We start from the raw sequence: 15,703 nt of genomic DNA on the forward strand, positions 1-15,703 counted from the left end.
AAAAATGGATTTTCAACATTATGCCATTGAGTACCTACCAACGGCTCAAAACAGTGAAGTACAGGTAGTGGCGAATGAATCGATACCTGAAAAATCTATTTTTGGAAAATTTTTACAATCAGTAATGAGATTTATTATAACGATAATCGAAGCAATTCGAAAATTTTTTACTAACATATTTAATTAGAGGTGATATAGATGAGTCAAGAAGTTTCTATTTTTGCAGGTGGTTGTTTCTGGTGCATGGTCCATCCATTTGATCAGTGGCCAGGGGTTATTTCAGTTGAATCAGGTTATACAGGTGGTCATGTTTTGAATCCAAGTTATGAACAAGTAAAAACAGGAATGACTGGCCATACTGAAGCGGTAAAAATTACCTATGATCCAGCGATAATTTCTTATCAAAAGCTATTAGAAGTATACTGGTCTGTCATTGATCCTACGGATTTAGCAGGACAATTTGTTGATCGCGGCTCTTCGTATCGACCAGAAATATTTTATACTACTCCTGAACAAAAAGAATTAGCTGAACAATCCAAAGAACATTTAGATTTGAGTCAACGATTTTCAAAACCAATTGTAGTACCGATTACTGAAGCAACAGAATTTTTTGTTGCTGAAGATTATCATCAGGATTTTTATAAGAAAAATCCGACTCATTATCAACGGTATCGACAAGGTTCCGGAAGAGACCAATTTATTGAGAGATTTCAGCAATAATTCGTAAAAATGTCATAATTTGTATTGACAATATAGATGTAAATAAGGTATTATTAATCATGTTGTGAATCACATTCACAGGCCGGCTTAGCTCAGTTGGTAGAGCATCTGATTTGTAATCAGAGGGTCGAGGGTTCAAGTCCTTTAGCCGGCATTGATTAATAATAATCAATGGTTCCAAAATGTCCTTTGCCGGGGTGGCGGAACTGGCAGACGCACAGGACTTAAAATCCTGCGGGTAGTGATACCCGTACCGGTTCGATTCCGGTCCTCGGCATAATTTAAACATTGATCTGTCAGTGTTTCTTAGACTTCAGTTGTAGTAGCAACTGGGGTCTTTTTTTGGCTAGGTACTAATAAAACAACTCTTTCTCTGGTCAGTTATTCAATTATTAGTAGTCATTATGTAAAGTAGTTCTTATGTGACTGCTCATGAGGCTGGACTTAAACTTAATAAATTTTAGTCAAGATTATTGTTCGGTAATTAAAAGCGCAGTGGTTGAGTGGCCTCAAACTGCGTCTTAATGAGGTTAAAGATAAATTTGGTAAACTCAATCAAGTTATGATTCATAAATTAAAAGCGCAGTGGTTGAGTGGTCTCAACCTGCGTCTTTCGACTTGTTTGAGGCCTACTCAACTGTGCGGGGGTAGGCCGACGAAGCGAAAATCATTCGATTTTCTACTTCTGGTCTACTCCCAACTGTGCGGGGGTGGACAGACGAAGTGAAAATCATTCAATTTTCTACATCTGGTCCCCTCCCAACTGTGCGGAGGTGGACAGAAGAAGTGAAATTATTTAACTTTTTACTTCTTGCCCACTCCCGTTATAATCACCAAATAATTGTGTATCTATTTAAAATTTGAACTCAATGACTTTGTTTCCGGGTATAATAGTGAGTGAATATAAATAGATAAAAGCATTTTCGAATGTCGTAAGGAGTGGGAATAAATTGGTGAGACAAAAAAGTTTTACATTATGGATTACGCAAGTTGCTCTATTAACAACATTATGTGTGGTGGGGAGAATTTTCTTTGCATTCATACCGAATATACAACCCGTTACAGCTATTATCGCAATTGTGACCATTTTATTAGGTTTTAAAGATGGCGTTATCGTATCATCTTTGACGATGCTAGTTTCAAATCTCATTTTGGGAATGGGTCCATGGGTCGTGTTACAAATTATAAGTTATCTTATCGTCGTTATTTTTGTCTACTTCAGCAATAGATTATTAGAGAAAATGGTAAAAAGTGATTATATATTATTTGGTAGTCGAGCAGTAGTTACCGGTATTGCAGGTATATTATTTGGTTTTAGTATTTCGTGGTTGTGGACTTTTTTAATACAAGTAGAAAACTTTTGGGTTTATTATTTAAATGGTTTACCTTTTGATTTGGCTCATTCAGCTGGTAATGTGGTATTTTTTATCTTATTATTTCCATTGTTGAATAAATTATTCCAACGATATGCGGTCAATTATCAAGAATTAAAACAAAATTAGCTAAATAAGGATCGAAATATAAGGTTTTAAGTCGTTCCTCTTTTCAAAGTGGAATTATTATTGTATAATGGTCAAAGAAAGTCAATGTTAAAGGAGGCGAGACTGTGACCCAACGAAATATGACGGATATTATTGAAGCGTATTTAAAAGCGTATTTGGAAAATCAAGAACATCTTGAAATCAAGCGAAGTGACATTGCCGATCGATTTGATTGTGTGCCTTCGCAAATAAACTATGTTATTAATACTCGTTTTACACAAGAACATGGATACCTAGTGGAAAGTAAAAGAGGTGGCGGAGGCTATATCCGAATACTGAAAGTCCATCTGGTAGATGAAGTAGACGAAATCGATCAAATGATTGATTTAATTGGCAATCAGATAAGTCAGCGAAACGGGATCAATATCATCGAAACTTTAACAGAAAGAAAGATTATAACTCAAAGGGAAGCTGCTTTGATTTTATCTGTAATTGAAAAAGCTGTTTTACAAACAATAACGGAGGAAGAACAAATTGCGAGAGCTCAATTACTTAAAACTTTTCTATACCAACTCCGTTATACATACGAATAAGAGGTGAATAAAAATGTTTGAAGAACTATTTACAGAAAGTGCACGACAAGCGATGATTTATGCTGCAGAACAATCCTATTATATGCAACATCAAGCAGTCGGCACAGAACATATATTATTAGGTTTATCTCGTGAAGAAACTGGAATTGCTGGAAAAGCATTAAGAGAACATGGCGCTACTTTCAATGAATTAATTCTAGAATTAGAAGCCATTCATGGAAAATTTAGCCAACCACGACTCAATGCCGAAAGAGTCATACCTTATTCTCCACGTGCCAAAAAAGTTATTATGAATGCTTCCAATGATGCGAAACGCTTAGGCGCTCCAAAAGTTGGAACCGAGCATTTATTATTAGGTATTTTAAAAGAAGAAATTTTAGCAACAGTTTTACTAAGAAACGTTGGTGTCGATTTTGATGAATTACGTAAAACAATTTATGAATTAATTGGCCTAGCTAGTCAAGACCCAAGCAGTGGTGGTAACAATCGACGTAGAAGAAATCCTCGTAACAATAAAGAGCCACAAAAGACGTCTAAAACACCAACACTTGATTCTGTTTCTAGAGATTTAACTGAGCTAGCTAGACAAAATGAATTAGATCCGGTGATTGGACGTGAAAAAGAAGTTCACCGAATTGTGCAAATTATCAGTCGTAGAACCAAAAACAATCCGGTCTTAGTTGGGGAACCAGGTGTCGGTAAAACAGCTATAGCAGAAGGATTAGCTCAAAGAATGATTCAAGGAGATGTTCCTCAAGATATCGCTAAGAAAAGTTTAATTATGTTAGATATGGGAGCATTAGTAGCGGGAACGAAATATCGCGGTGAATTTGAAGAGCGCATGAAAAAAATTATCGAAGAAATTTCTGAAGATGGTAATATTATTCTGTTTATTGATGAATTGCATACATTAATCGGTGCTGGGGGAGCTGAAGGAGCGATTGATGCTTCCAATATATTAAAACCTGCTTTAGCTCGTGGAGAAATACAAGTAGTAGGTGCCACTACTTTAGATGAATACCAAAAGTATATTGAAAAAGATGCAGCATTAGAAAGACGTTTCTCTAAAGTACAAATTGATGAGCCTAGTCAAGAAGAATCCATCTTAATTATTAACGGGCTAAAAGAAAAATATGAAGATCACCATAAAGTCGAAATTACTGACGAAGCAGTCGATGCCGCTGTAAAATTAAGTTCTCGCTACATGACAGCAAGACGATTGCCAGATAAAGCGGTAGATTTAATTGATGAAGCTTCTGCACGTGTTCGTATTGATTCTGCGATTATGCCAAACAAAGTCACGACTGAAACAATTGAGCATCAGTTAGCTGAAATTGGCAATAAAAAAGAAGCCGCAATTCTCAATCGTGATTTTGAAGAAGCCGCAAATTTAAGAGAAAAAGAAGTGGCTCTAGAAGAGCAATTAGCAGAACTTGATAAAGCCAAAGAAAAAGCAAATGATGATTCAGCTGTATCACAATTGAAAGTAACAGCACAAGATGTGGCGCAGGTAGTTGCTTTAGCGACGGGAGTGCCAGTCCAACAAATGGAATCAAGTGAAAGCAAACGATTGATTAATCTAGAAGCTGAATTACATGAACGTGTAATCGGGCAAGATGAAGCGGTCAAAGCAGTTGCCAGAGCGATTCGTAGAGCTCGTAGTGGTTTGAAATCACCAAAACGTCCAATTGGATCATTCCTATTTTTAGGACCTACTGGTGTTGGAAAAACGGAATTAGCCAAAACCTTAGCGACAGCAATGTTTGGTAGTGAAGATAGTATGATTCGGATTGATATGTCTGAATATATGGAAAAACATAGTGTCTCTCGTTTAGTAGGATCACCTCCAGGATATGTGGGGTATGAAGAAGCAGGGCAATTGACTGAAAAAATACGTCAAAAGCCGTATAGTGTTATATTATTAGATGAGGTCGAAAAAGCTCATCCAGATGTCTTTAATATTTTACTACAAGTATTTGATGATGGTCATTTAACAGATGGTAAAGGTCGAAAAGTAGACTTTAGAAACACTATTATTATCATGACGTCCAATTTAGGAGCAACAGCCTTAAGGGATGAGAAATCAGTCGGGTTTGGTGCAGTATCAGTAACACAAAACCATGAAGCGATGGAATCTAGAATACGTGAAGAATTAAAACGTGCATTCCGTCCAGAATTCTTAAACCGTATTGATGAGACAGTTGTCTTCCACTCATTAAGTAAGGAAAATATTCGCGAGATTGTTAAATTACATACTGCTGAAATTGTGAAACGTTTAGAAGAATTAGAAATTGAAGCCCGTGTAACGGATACCGCAGTCGATATTATTGCTGAAGCAGGGTTTGATCCAGAGTATGGTGCAAGACCAATTCGACGCGCTATTCAAAAACAAATTGAAGATGAATTAAGTGAACTACTATTAAGTGGTACAATTGCCTTAGGTGACAAAATCACGATTGGTGGTAGAAGTGGTTCGATAAATATTAATAACCGTAGTAAAGAGCGAAGTAAATAATCGAGTCATTCATTTAAGAAATCAAGATAATCATTCGACAGTGACTCCCAAAAATGATAGAAAATCTTCTTACTTTTAGGGTCACTGATATGACGGTCGTTCAGCAATCAATATCAAAAAAATTTAATTCCCTTGTGACTTTCAGAATGCCATTTAAAAAAAGACAATTGTCAAAATGATAATAAATTTTGGCTCAAAAAATAGAGTTAGGACTACTCCAATAGGAATAGGTTCTAACTCTTTTTGTTTGATTTATTTTTGGATATAACGGTACGAACTCTATTGATTAACCCTCAATACTTTTAATTAATAAATCATTAAAGGCTTTTTGCGTATCAGATAACACCATTTCATTGTTAATAACTAAATTCAAGTAACCAACTGGTGGGTTCTTAATCGGAATCGCAACTAAATCATCACGATTTAGAGAGACATTTTCCATTAAAAGTGCGACTCTTTCACCAGAAGCAACAAGTGAAGTGAGAGTATTCATATCATTGCAGTAAAACACATTATCCAACGATAATTGATTTGTTGTGGCCCAATTTTGGAATAATTTTTCGTGGATAGTACCATTTGATAAAGAAACATAAGGTAAATCAACGAGTTCCATTAAGCTTAGTTCACGATATCTAGCTAAAGGATGGTTTTGTGAGACGAATAACTTTAATGGACTTTTCGCAATAGGAAATGTATCAACCCATAGATTAGCAAATGTTGGTTGATCGTGAGCAATAATAGCAATTGAGAATTTTTGTTTTCTTAATGAATCGAATAATGCATCAGTTGTATTCTCTTCAATCAATTTTAAGTTTTGTAAATAATCGTTAGCATTCGCTAAAAGTTGAGGTAAAAATAAATTTCCAATTGATGGAACTAAACCTAGCTGAATCGTATCAATCCCCACTGCTTTAATTTCTAGCTTCGTTTGGGCATATAAACCTAGCATATCGATAGTGCGTTGATATAAGGTATGTCCAGTCGGTGTTAAATGGATATTTTTAGCTGATCTTTCTCTTTGAATTAAAGTGGTCTCAAATTCATCTTCTAATCTTTTTAAAGCAATCGAAATAGAAGGTTGAGACACAAAAAAATGTTCAGCTGTTTTAGTGAAACTCAAACTTTCAGCTAAATATTTGAAATATTCTAAGTCTCGTAAGTTCATAATAACCTCCAAAATATTCAGTGAGTATCAAAAGAATAATGTTAAATTCATTCATTATTATAGCATAAAAGCCTATTATAAGCACTATTTATTAATTTATCGAACACTAGAATAATGTAATAAAAATAACAGGGACTCTAATCATTTCATAGAAGCGACTAAGAGTTGTAATAAAAATAGTTACTAGGCAAGGCAGAGGAAGCAGATCATTAAATCAGGTAAATATTGTAATTGCATGCCTGTTTCTTTATAAAATTTTTGCAAACGATAAGTTAAAGTATTCCGATGAATAAAGAGTTTATCAGCAGTTTGGGACAAGTTTCCTTGATTTTCAAATAATGTTTCAACCAGAGAAGAATATTCCGTATTATTCATAATAACTTGTTTTAAAGGAGTCAATAGGGGTAAATCGCTGAGCGCTTTTTTACCAATTTGTTTTAATAAGACAGGGGTAATTTGAGTTAATACACCTAATAATTCCGTTTGAAAACTTTGTTCAACAATAGCAAGTTCTTCCTCATAACGCATGGGTAAGTTGACTGATAATTGATGGACTAAACCAATAATTGCTTGAGTTACCGTATCAAAATCAGCATCTAACGATTGAATAACACCAAGGAGTTGATCAATTGAGATTTCATCGTTGGGTTTGATTCTTAAAACAACACTATATCGACGCTCATTTTTAGTAAACCAATCAATAATCTGATGGCTTGATTCCTTTAGTGTATTAAACCAAAGTTCATCGTCAAAGTTTTCTGGCAATTTTCTGAAATTGATATGCAAAATTTGAAGATTTCCTGAAATAATTGGCATATTACTTGATTTATTTTCCAGAAAGTTTTGCCAATGAGAGTTTCGAGTAATTGGAATAATGTCACCTTGATCACTGACAATGTTAAGTAACGATATTTCTTTATGAGATAAGGAAGAAAAAGGAATCGCCATTATTTGACTTTCAACGGTAATAATATGATGCGTCTGTCTCAAATCCTCAACATTTGTTGGATTAATCAGCGCTTCTGGAAAGAGCTGTATAATGGAATTTATCAAAATATCCTCTCCTTGAAAATTAGTTATTAATAGTGTACCATAAGTGCAGCTTGAAAGTATATTTTTAGAGTAAGAATGCAACAAAAAACAAGGATGTAATAAAAAATGTCGAATGGATCTTAGGCATATAAAATAATACAGAGTATGAAAATCCTACTTATTAAACTCAATTTTTGTAATAGGCTTGAAGATAAGAGGAATCATGTTGGAAAAATTAAAGAGCCATCCTCATACTTGATGAGAATCACTGTATTTTACTTGTAACTATAGTGCTAGATGACTAACGAATGGTTTGTATAAAGGCTATTTAAAAAGCAGGATGACTACCCGAAGCAAATATCATGTCAATTTTAACTATATGCCATCTTTAATTTTATGCTAAAAGAATGAGAGATAATCTTTATTAGCCTAAATAGATAATCGTAAGGAGTCGCAAAGAAATGGAATTAACTGAAACACAACGGTTGAAACATGAAAAATTTATGCGAATAGCAATGATGGAAGCCTCATTAGCTGAAATGCAAGGAGAAGTACCCATCGGTGCCATCATAGTTGTAGATAACAAAGTCGTTGCTAAAGCACATAATTTAAGAGAAATTTCTAAACGGGCGATTGCACATGCTGAATTATTGGCCATCGACCAAGCTAATCAAATTTTAGAAAAATGGCGATTAGAGGATGCGACACTATATGTAACGTTAGAACCATGTGCCATGTGTGCAGGTGCCATTATATTGTCGCGAGTTAAAACAGTGGTCTATGGAGCCCATGATCCAAAAGCAGGCAGTGTAGGAAGTGTGCTCAATTTATTAGAAGAACCTCGTTTTAATCATCAACCAGAAGTTATTTCGGGAATACTAGCAGATGAATGTGGAGCAAAACTGACTGATTTTTTCAGAAACTTACGGAAAAAGAAAAAGTTATCCACAAAGAGTTAATAGTTATCCACAAAGCTGTCAACATTTTACACATTAACTGTGGATAACTATCATTGTCTTGTTGATAAACTAGCACAATTCGCTAAAAAATAGTTAACGGTTGATGTTTATTAGCTCTTTTGGTGGAATTAAAATTTATGTATCAACAGGTGCCATCAATATGGACCAAAAACGATGAAAGCATCGTATAAAGTAAATTAATGCTTAAACAAACAACAGGCTCAATAAAGGTAACCGTGTTATCAGAATTTTTTGACGTTTGTAACATCTTTTTGACTACTTGAGATATTTTTAAAGATTACTATGGTTAGCTTTCCTCAGGAGTTTTGGATGTGTATAACTTTATTGGGATACTATCGAAAATGTTCATTATTAAACATTGAAAAAGATTGGAATTCTCAAAATAAATATGTTATAATGAATAAAGGCAATAACGGATTCACGAATCGAGTCAGGACCGGAAGGTAGCAGCTATAAGTGATGAAGTTATGTGCCTTTTTTTGTTTGAGAAATCATTTTGTTATAAAATGAGATTTTAATTTTTTGTCGTTGAATATAATCGTATTCAACGCTTTTTTAATTCTAGTTAGTACTCATATAATCACTTTTACATTGATTTCAGTATTGATCCTTTTTTTATAAATACATATGCTAAGATAATATTAATAAACAAAATATTAAAAGGACGAGATTTTATGACAAAAATATTTATTGCAGGAGATTCAACCGCTTCAATAAAAAATGAAAATAAATACCCAGAATCAGGATGGGGTGAGGCATTACGCTTTTTTTGAAAACAGAAATAGAATTAAAGAACTATGCTTTAAACGGTCGAAGCACAAAATCTTTTATTGAAGAAGGTTGGTTAGATAAAATTAAAGATGAGATTTCATCAGATGATATTCTATTAATTCAATTTGGTCATAATGATGAAAAAATAAACGATAAAACTAGATATACATCTCCAATGCATGAATATCCAGAGAATTTAAAAAAATATATATCAGTAGCAAAAGATAAAGGCGCAATACCAATCTTATTGACATCAGTATCTAGAAGATGCTTTATTGAAGGTCGTTTCATCAAAGATAATATTGGAATTTACCCAGAAGTCATGCGTGAAGTAGCTAGAATCGAAGAAGTTTTATTAATTGATATAAATAAAGTGATGGAAGAAAAAATTGAAGAAATGGGAGATGAAGAATCAAAAAGTTTGTTTTTACACATACCCGAAAACAAACATCGACATTATCCGAATGGGATTGAAGATAATACACACTTTTCTGGTTTTGGAGCTCTTTTTGTCGCTTTTCAAATTCATAAACTATTGAAGAAAAATGGTTTAGGGAAGTGTTTTGTAGAATTAGAAAATTTTCAAATTTAGGAATTGTCAAATTAAGATAAATTTATTTTCCTATACAAATCACTTTTTGAGGTGTGAACGTAGACTATTGTAAAATATAATTTGTGTACTAGCATTTAGGGCAATAAAGTCACTAATATCTTGAAAAGATATATTTAATTGTTACGATACAAACAATTTAATATCATAATTACATCCGAAATATTAACCTCTTACTGATAATACAATCATTAGATTATTATCAATAGGAGGTTATTTTAGAGCAGTTTATTCAATTTAAAACATTTGGTGGGGATTATTATCCCTCATCAGATGTTATTAAGCCTCAATCCACTGAAAAAGCTATTATTTTAGTACACAGAGAGTAGAGCATAAGGTAGATGATTTTTTGTAATCAACAAAACATTCTTTTAAATTTATATACCGCAATATTTAATATCTTTCTGACAATTAATATTATAGATTCTCATAAAAGAAAGTGCTATCATAATAACTGTTAATGAAAACGTTTTAGAATCTTTAAAGGTATAAATATGTATAATACATTATTTTTAGTAAGGAGAAAGATATGAAAAATAAATTTTTTACAGTCGTTATTTTAGCAATTTCTATTTTTTTAACAGGTTGTACTAATGGAACTCAGTCTAATGGGGAAAAAATAGTATTAAGATTTGCTTACGCCAGCAATAGTCAACCAGTAATTGATTCAATGAAGGAATTTGGAAGGCTAGTAGAAGAGAAAACTAAGGGTGAGGTAACAGTTACCTACTATCCGGATAGTCAATTAGGTGGGGAGGTCGAGTTAATTGAATTAACTCAAACTGGGGCAATAGATTTTACAAAAGTAAGTGCCTCTGCTTTAGAAGGCTTTTCAAAAGACTACTCAATATTCAGTATCCCTTATCTTTTTGATGATGAAAATCATTTTTTTGCAGTCATGGAAAATGAGGATATTATGAGTGAAATATATCTTTCAACTAAAGATTTGGGGTTTAAAGGTATTACTTACTATGATTCTGGTCAGAGAAGTTTTTACATGAAGAACGGACCTATTAATGGAGTTGAAGACTTAAAAGGAAAGAAAATCCGTGTTATGCAAAGTGAAACTGCTATCAAAATGATAAAACTACTTGGTGGATCTCCTGTACCAATGGGAAGTGGTGAAGTTTTTACTTCATTACAAGCTGGTTTAATTGATGGATCTGAGAATAATGAATTTGTTCTGTATACAGCTGGACATGGGGCAGTTGCAAAGTATTATTCATATGATGAGCATACTAGAATTCCAGATATAATAATTATGAGTAATTCTGTTGAGAAAAAATTATCAAATGACCAACTTAAAGCTGTGCAAGAAGCAGCATATGAATCAACCAAGTTTGAAAAAGAAATTTTCAAAAAAGCGGTTGAGGACGAAAAAAATGCAGCAACTCAGAAATATAATATTATCTATAATAGAGTTGATAATAAAGAATTTCAAAGGGTGGTTAAACCTCTTCACGATGATTATAAAAACAGTGAAGAATATGGAGAGTTGTATTTGAAAATTCGTAGTTTAGCAAAATAATAGGAGAAATAAATGAAAAAAATAAGAAAGATTTTAGATAAAGTTCTAGAAATATTGTGTTCATCCTTACTAGTTTTTATGGTGTTAATAGTATTGTATCAAATATTCACAAGAGTAGTTTTAAATAATCCTAACACAATAACAGAAGAATTAGTTCGTTTTTTAATGGTATGGGTTTCGCTTATATCATCAGCATATGTTGTAGGAAAAAAATCCCATTTGGCTGTGACATTGTTAAGTGAAAAGTTAAACATTGAGCATAGAAGACTTTTAGATATAATAGTTCAGGTATTGTTTTTATTATTTTCTTTAACAGTAATGGTTTATGGTGGAATAAAATCATTTGGGATAACATTAGTTCAACTTTCACCATCCTTATCATTGCCAATGGGTTATATTTATTTATCTGTACCGATCTCTGGTTTGTTAATCTGTATTTATACAGTTTTAAATATTTTTGATTCAATTGATGGGAGTGAAGGATAAAGATGGCATTACAAGCAGGTTTAATATTATTTGTTCTTTTTGGTATTTTACTCATTTTAGGAATGCCAATTGCTATTGGTGTTGCGGCGTCATCAATTGCAACGTTATTATTAGTTATTCCATTTGATATTTCATTATTTTCTTCAGCACAAAAAATGGTTTCAAGTTTAAATAGTTTTTCATTAGTTGCTATTCCATTTTTTGTACTATCAGGAATTATTATGAACCGTGGTGGGATTGCAAATAAATTAGTTCGGTTTGCTTTACTGTTTGTTGGAAGAATACCTGGTGGTTTAGCCCATACAAATATTTTAGGAAATGCTTTATTTGGTTCAATGTCAAGTTCTGCTATTGCGGCATCTACAGCAATTGGCGGTGTACTAATTCCTCAACAAGTTGATGCTGGTTATGATAGAAAATTTGCTACTGCAGTTAATATAGCTTCTGCACCAACTGGAATGGTTATACCACCTAGCTCTGCTTTTATTATGTATTCTTTAGTAGCATCTGGAGCATCAATCTCTTCTCTATTTTTAGGAGGATACTTAGTTGGCATATTGTGGTGTTTAAGTATCATGATAGTAGCTTATTTTCATGCTAAAAAAAATAATTATCCGTTAGCCGAAAAAATTAATAAAAAAGAATCTCTAATTATTGTTAAAGAAGCATTTCCAAGTTTAATGTTAATAGTCATAATCATAGGAGGAATACTGACAGGGATATTTACAGCAATCGAAGCTTCTGCAATTGCTGTAGCATATTCTCTGTTAATCTCAATGTTTTATTATAAAACAGTAAAAATATCTGATTTACCAGCTATATTAAAGGAATCAATAATAACGACTGGTACGATAGCATTTTTACTTGCGACTTCCTCTATGATGTCGTTTGCTATGTCCTTTACTGGTATACCTCAAGCAATCAGTAACCTAATTTTAGGGATAACAACAAACAAAATATTAATTTTACTCTTAATTAATTTAGTTCTATTGATTGTAGGAATGTTTATGGATGTTGGTCCGGCAATTATGATATTTACACCTATATTTTTACCAATAGTCACAAGTGTAGGAGTCGATCCGGTTCATTTTGGATTATTCTCTATTATGAATTTATGTTTTGGATCAATTACTCCGCCTGTTGGGACAGGATTATATGTAGGATCCAGTGTCGGTCAGGTAAAACCAGAACAAATGATTAAACCTATGTTGCCATATTTTGGTGCGATACTAGTGGTCTTATTATTAATTACTTATTTTCCACAAATCGTAATGTGGTTGCCAAGTCTAGTAGGGTGAAAGAAGAATGGAAAAATTTTCAGGTTCTAGAGTAAATACAATGTTATCAGAACAATATGAAATATGGCATGTGGAAGACAAAATTACTAATGAAAAAGACATTTACCATTATCATGATCATTATGAATTACATGTAACATTATCAGGAGAAGCTGAGTTTTTTATTGAGGGAGAAGTTTACACTCTAACTCCAGGAACTATTCTATTAATCCATTCTAATGATTTACATAGGATTATGAAACAGAATTCAGATAATTTTGAAAGAGTTTATATTTTTCTTACTAGTGAATTTTTACAAAAGCATTCAACACCAGAAAGTGACTTGGAACTTGCTTTCAGTTCATGGGATAAAAATAATCATAAAAGTAAAGTAATTAAAATACCTTTAAATACGTTAATAACAAATTTGGATTTTATTTTAAATTATAATAAATACGATGTAAAACAGTTTGGATCAGATATTGAGTATGAGAATCGTTTGGTAACTCTTTTAGTGTATGTTAATAGATGGCTTCACGACTTTGATATTGTTGAAGAAGTAAATGGCAAAAGTGATCCTATTATGAATGATATGCTAACATATGTTTCTGAAAATTTAAAAAATAAACTTAATTTAGAAACTATGGAGAATAAATTTTTTTAAGTAAGTTTCATATCATTAGAGCGTTTAAAAAACATACTGGCATGTCATTCTATCAGTATGTACTAAAAAAAGACTATTGCTATCAAAAACGTTACTAATTAAACACAAAAGTGTGGTAGATATATATATGGAATGCGGTTTTAAGACTTACACAAATTATTTAAGAGCATTTAAGAAAGAATTTGGAATAGCCCCAAAAGAGTTTTTAAAGCTCACAGAAGAAAATGATAAAATTATCAATAAAAGATAATGGAGGAATATCAATGTACCGAATTGCGACAGTAATGCAAGTGGATCAAAACCAATATGAAGAATACCAAAGAAGACACGACGAGATATGGCCAGAAATGGTAGAGGCGTTAAAAACCTATGGTGCTACCAATTATTCGATTTTTTTACATGAAACAACCGGTCAATTATTTGCTTATTTAGAAGTTGAAGATAAAGCGCAATATGCCAAAATAAGTGAAACGAGTGTTTGTCAAAAATGGTGGGCTTATATGAAAGACATAATGGAAACCAATGCTGATAATAGTCCCAATTCGATAGAATTGAAAGAAGTATTTTATTTAGCATAGAAAGAAGGGGATAAAATGCAAAGAGACCACAACGTTGTTGAACATTTGGTAGACAAAGAATTAGTCGTCAATAAAATAAAACTAATGATGGATAATCTGACAACCATCAAGGATTCAGGAGAATATTTACTACATTTCGATGAAGTCATTGTAGATGATAAAAGTTGGAATGTTTGGAATTGGCCACAAGGAGTAGGATTATTTGGTATTTTCAAATATTATCAGTTAACCAAAGACGAAGTAGCTTTGAAGATTGTAACGGATTGGTTTGAAAGACAATTTGATATAGGAGCTCCACCAAAAAATATAAATACAATGGCTCCGTTACTTGTGATGGCCTATTTATATGAAGAAACTCAAGATTCTCGATATTTACCCTACTTAGAAAATTGGTCAGAATGGGCAATGAATCAATTACCACGGACGCAAGAGGGAGGATTTGAGCATTTAACTTATGGACCGGAGAATGTTGAACAATTATGGGATGACACATTGATGATGACGGTGTTACCATTAGCAAAAATCGGGATGTTATTAGGGCGCAAAGACTATGTAGAAGAATCAAAGCGTCAATTTATGATCCATGCGAAGTATCTTCAAGATCGCAAAACAGGTTTATGGTATCATGGATGGACATTTGAAGGTCATCATCACTATGCAGAAGCGTTATGGGCAAGAGGGAATTGTTGGATAACGATTGCGATACCAGAAATCATCGAAATATTAAACTTACAACCAGAGGATGCCTTACATCAATTTTTAGTTTCAACCTTACAGAGACAAATAGAAGCATTGATGGCATGTCAAGACGTGAGTGGTTTATGGACAACATTATTAGATGACCCCAATAGTTATGTAGAATCATCTGCCACCGCAGGTTTTATATATGGCATATTAAAATCAATACGAAAGGGCTATGTATCGAGTGAATACTTAGATGCGATTGAACAATCAGTAGCCGCTTTAATTGAACAGATAGATGAAAAAGGTGAGGTTCAAAATGTTTCGGTTGGAACAGGAATGGGACCTGATCTTGATTTCTATCGCAATATAGCAAAAACAGCCATGCCTTATGGCCAGTCATTATCTGTTTTAGCATTGACTGAGTATCTTTATACATTTATTTGATGCAACAAATAAAGATATGCAAAAGTTTAATCCGTAAAAAGACAAGGTCATTATCGCAATCGTGATAATGACCTTGCTTTATCGATTTAATAAACGCAAAAAACTCATAAGATAATAATATACAAACAGGAGGGAGTGGGTCCCAAACAAGTTCTGAAGACGAAGTTTGAGACCT

Annotated in this window: 16 protein-coding genes, 2 tRNA genes and 1 other RNA gene; 17 read left to right on the forward strand and 2 right to left on the reverse strand. The window is 33.0% G+C overall.

What is annotated here, in order from left to right:
• Positions 1–4: 4 nt before the first annotated feature.
• The 7 genes from LB888_RS05180 (at position 5) to LB888_RS05210 (ending at position 5,309) form a co-directional block, all read left to right on the forward strand.
• Positions 5–187 carry a hypothetical protein gene (locus LB888_RS05180; RefSeq protein ID WP_318753817.1) on the forward strand — a complete coding sequence of 61 codons (183 nt, stop codon included), beginning with the start codon at positions 5–7 and terminating at the stop codon, positions 185–187.
• Between the two features lie 11 nt (positions 188–198).
• The gene (gene msrA / locus LB888_RS05185) at positions 199–720 is read left to right on the forward strand and encodes a peptide-methionine (S)-S-oxide reductase MsrA (protein ID WP_318753818.1); all 522 of its coding nucleotides are present in this window, start codon (positions 199–201) and stop codon (positions 718–720) included.
• A gap of 81 nt (positions 721–801) precedes the next feature.
• Positions 802–874 (forward strand) — tRNA-Thr (locus LB888_RS05190).
• A 37-nt stretch (positions 875–911) separates the two neighbouring features.
• Positions 912–997, forward strand: a tRNA-Leu gene (locus tag LB888_RS05195).
• A gap of 676 nt (positions 998–1,673) precedes the next feature.
• On the forward strand, positions 1,674–2,222 hold the full coding sequence (locus LB888_RS05200) for an ECF transporter S component (protein WP_318753954.1): 549 nt from the start codon (positions 1,674–1,676) through the stop codon (positions 2,220–2,222).
• A 104-nt stretch (positions 2,223–2,326) separates the two neighbouring features.
• Positions 2,327–2,794 (forward strand): CtsR family transcriptional regulator, encoded by a 468-nt coding sequence (locus LB888_RS05205; RefSeq protein WP_101813770.1) that lies wholly within the window; start codon positions 2,327–2,329, stop codon positions 2,792–2,794.
• 13 nt (positions 2,795–2,807) lie between these two features.
• A complete protein-coding gene (locus tag LB888_RS05210) occupies positions 2,808–5,309 on the forward strand; it encodes an ATP-dependent Clp protease ATP-binding subunit (RefSeq protein ID WP_311920722.1) in 2,502 nt (833 codons plus the stop codon).
• 286 nt (positions 5,310–5,595) lie between these two features.
• Here LB888_RS05210 and LB888_RS05215 read toward each other — a convergent pair whose 3' ends face one another.
• Together LB888_RS05215 and LB888_RS05220 are read right to left on the reverse strand one after the other, a co-directional pair.
• The gene (locus LB888_RS05215; RefSeq protein WP_318753819.1) at positions 5,596–6,474 is read right to left on the reverse strand and encodes a LysR family transcriptional regulator; all 879 of its coding nucleotides are present in this window, start codon (positions 6,472–6,474) and stop codon (positions 5,596–5,598) included.
• A gap of 183 nt (positions 6,475–6,657) precedes the next feature.
• Positions 6,658–7,527, reverse strand: coding sequence for a helix-turn-helix domain-containing protein (locus tag LB888_RS05220; RefSeq protein WP_318753820.1), 870 nt, complete (start codon positions 7,525–7,527; stop codon positions 6,658–6,660).
• Between the two features lie 440 nt (positions 7,528–7,967).
• Here LB888_RS05220 and tadA point away from each other — a divergent pair, with 440 nt between their 5' ends.
• The 10 genes from tadA (at position 7,968) to LB888_RS05270 (ending at position 15,528) form a co-directional block, all read left to right on the forward strand.
• Complete coding sequence (tadA, locus tag LB888_RS05225; RefSeq protein ID WP_318753821.1) at positions 7,968–8,465, forward strand: tRNA adenosine(34) deaminase TadA; 498 nt, start codon at positions 7,968–7,970, stop codon at positions 8,463–8,465.
• Positions 8,466–8,881: 416 nt separating this feature from the next.
• An RNA gene (gene ffs / locus LB888_RS05230) (signal recognition particle sRNA small type) lies at positions 8,882–8,977 on the forward strand.
• Between the two features lie 278 nt (positions 8,978–9,255).
• The gene (locus LB888_RS05235) at positions 9,256–9,849 is read left to right on the forward strand and encodes a rhamnogalacturonan acetylesterase (RefSeq protein ID WP_318753822.1); all 594 of its coding nucleotides are present in this window, start codon (positions 9,256–9,258) and stop codon (positions 9,847–9,849) included.
• Between the two features lie 547 nt (positions 9,850–10,396).
• On the forward strand, positions 10,397–11,395 hold the full coding sequence (locus tag LB888_RS05240; protein WP_318753823.1) for a TRAP transporter substrate-binding protein: 999 nt from the start codon (positions 10,397–10,399) through the stop codon (positions 11,393–11,395).
• Between the two features lie 12 nt (positions 11,396–11,407).
• Positions 11,408–11,881, forward strand: a complete 474-nt coding sequence (locus tag LB888_RS05245; protein WP_318753824.1) for a TRAP transporter small permease — start codon at positions 11,408–11,410, stop codon at positions 11,879–11,881.
• A 2-nt stretch (positions 11,882–11,883) separates the two neighbouring features.
• Positions 11,884–13,179 carry a TRAP transporter large permease gene (locus LB888_RS05250; RefSeq protein WP_318753825.1) on the forward strand — a complete coding sequence of 432 codons (1,296 nt, stop codon included), beginning with the start codon at positions 11,884–11,886 and terminating at the stop codon, positions 13,177–13,179.
• Between the two features lie 7 nt (positions 13,180–13,186).
• Entirely contained in the window at positions 13,187–13,822 is a 636-nt protein-coding gene (locus tag LB888_RS05255) for an AraC family ligand binding domain-containing protein (protein ID WP_318753826.1), read from the forward strand.
• A 112-nt stretch (positions 13,823–13,934) separates the two neighbouring features.
• Entirely contained in the window at positions 13,935–14,072 is a 138-nt protein-coding gene (locus LB888_RS05260; protein WP_318753827.1) for a hypothetical protein, read from the forward strand.
• 13 nt (positions 14,073–14,085) lie between these two features.
• Positions 14,086–14,400: an L-rhamnose mutarotase gene (gene rhaM / locus LB888_RS05265; protein ID WP_318753828.1), complete on the forward strand. Its 315-nt coding sequence runs from the start codon at positions 14,086–14,088 to the stop codon at positions 14,398–14,400.
• Positions 14,401–14,415: 15 nt separating this feature from the next.
• Complete coding sequence (locus LB888_RS05270; protein ID WP_318753829.1) at positions 14,416–15,528, forward strand: glycoside hydrolase family 105 protein; 1,113 nt, start codon at positions 14,416–14,418, stop codon at positions 15,526–15,528.
• Positions 15,529–15,703 lie beyond the last annotated feature (175 nt).

This window comes from Globicatella sp. PHS-GS-PNBC-21-1553, assembly GCF_033564055.1.
GTDB lineage: Bacteria > Bacillota > Bacilli > Lactobacillales > Aerococcaceae > Globicatella > Globicatella sulfidifaciens.

Excerpts from the sequence above, each read along its gene's own strand:
- LB888_RS05215 (WP_318753819.1), bottom strand. The coding sequence starts at position 6,474 with ATGAACTTACGAGACTTAGAATATTTCAAATATTTAGCTGAAAGTTTG.
- LB888_RS05250 (WP_318753825.1), top strand. The coding sequence starts at position 11,884 with ATGGCATTACAAGCAGGTTTAATATTATTTGTTCTTTTTGGTATTTTA.
- LB888_RS05270 (WP_318753829.1), top strand. The coding sequence starts at position 14,416 with ATGCAAAGAGACCACAACGTTGTTGAACATTTGGTAGACAAAGAATTA.
- LB888_RS05240 (WP_318753823.1), top strand. The coding sequence starts at position 10,397 with ATGAAAAATAAATTTTTTACAGTCGTTATTTTAGCAATTTCTATTTTT.
- LB888_RS05255 (WP_318753826.1), top strand. The coding sequence starts at position 13,187 with ATGGAAAAATTTTCAGGTTCTAGAGTAAATACAATGTTATCAGAACAA.
- msrA (WP_318753818.1), top strand. The coding sequence starts at position 199 with ATGAGTCAAGAAGTTTCTATTTTTGCAGGTGGTTGTTTCTGGTGCATG.
- LB888_RS05180 (WP_318753817.1), top strand. The coding sequence starts at position 5 with ATGGATTTTCAACATTATGCCATTGAGTACCTACCAACGGCTCAAAAC.
- LB888_RS05245 (WP_318753824.1), top strand. The coding sequence starts at position 11,408 with ATGAAAAAAATAAGAAAGATTTTAGATAAAGTTCTAGAAATATTGTGT.
- rhaM (WP_318753828.1), top strand. The coding sequence starts at position 14,086 with ATGTACCGAATTGCGACAGTAATGCAAGTGGATCAAAACCAATATGAA.
- LB888_RS05210 (WP_311920722.1), top strand. The coding sequence starts at position 2,808 with ATGTTTGAAGAACTATTTACAGAAAGTGCACGACAAGCGATGATTTAT.
- tadA (WP_318753821.1), top strand. The coding sequence starts at position 7,968 with ATGGAATTAACTGAAACACAACGGTTGAAACATGAAAAATTTATGCGA.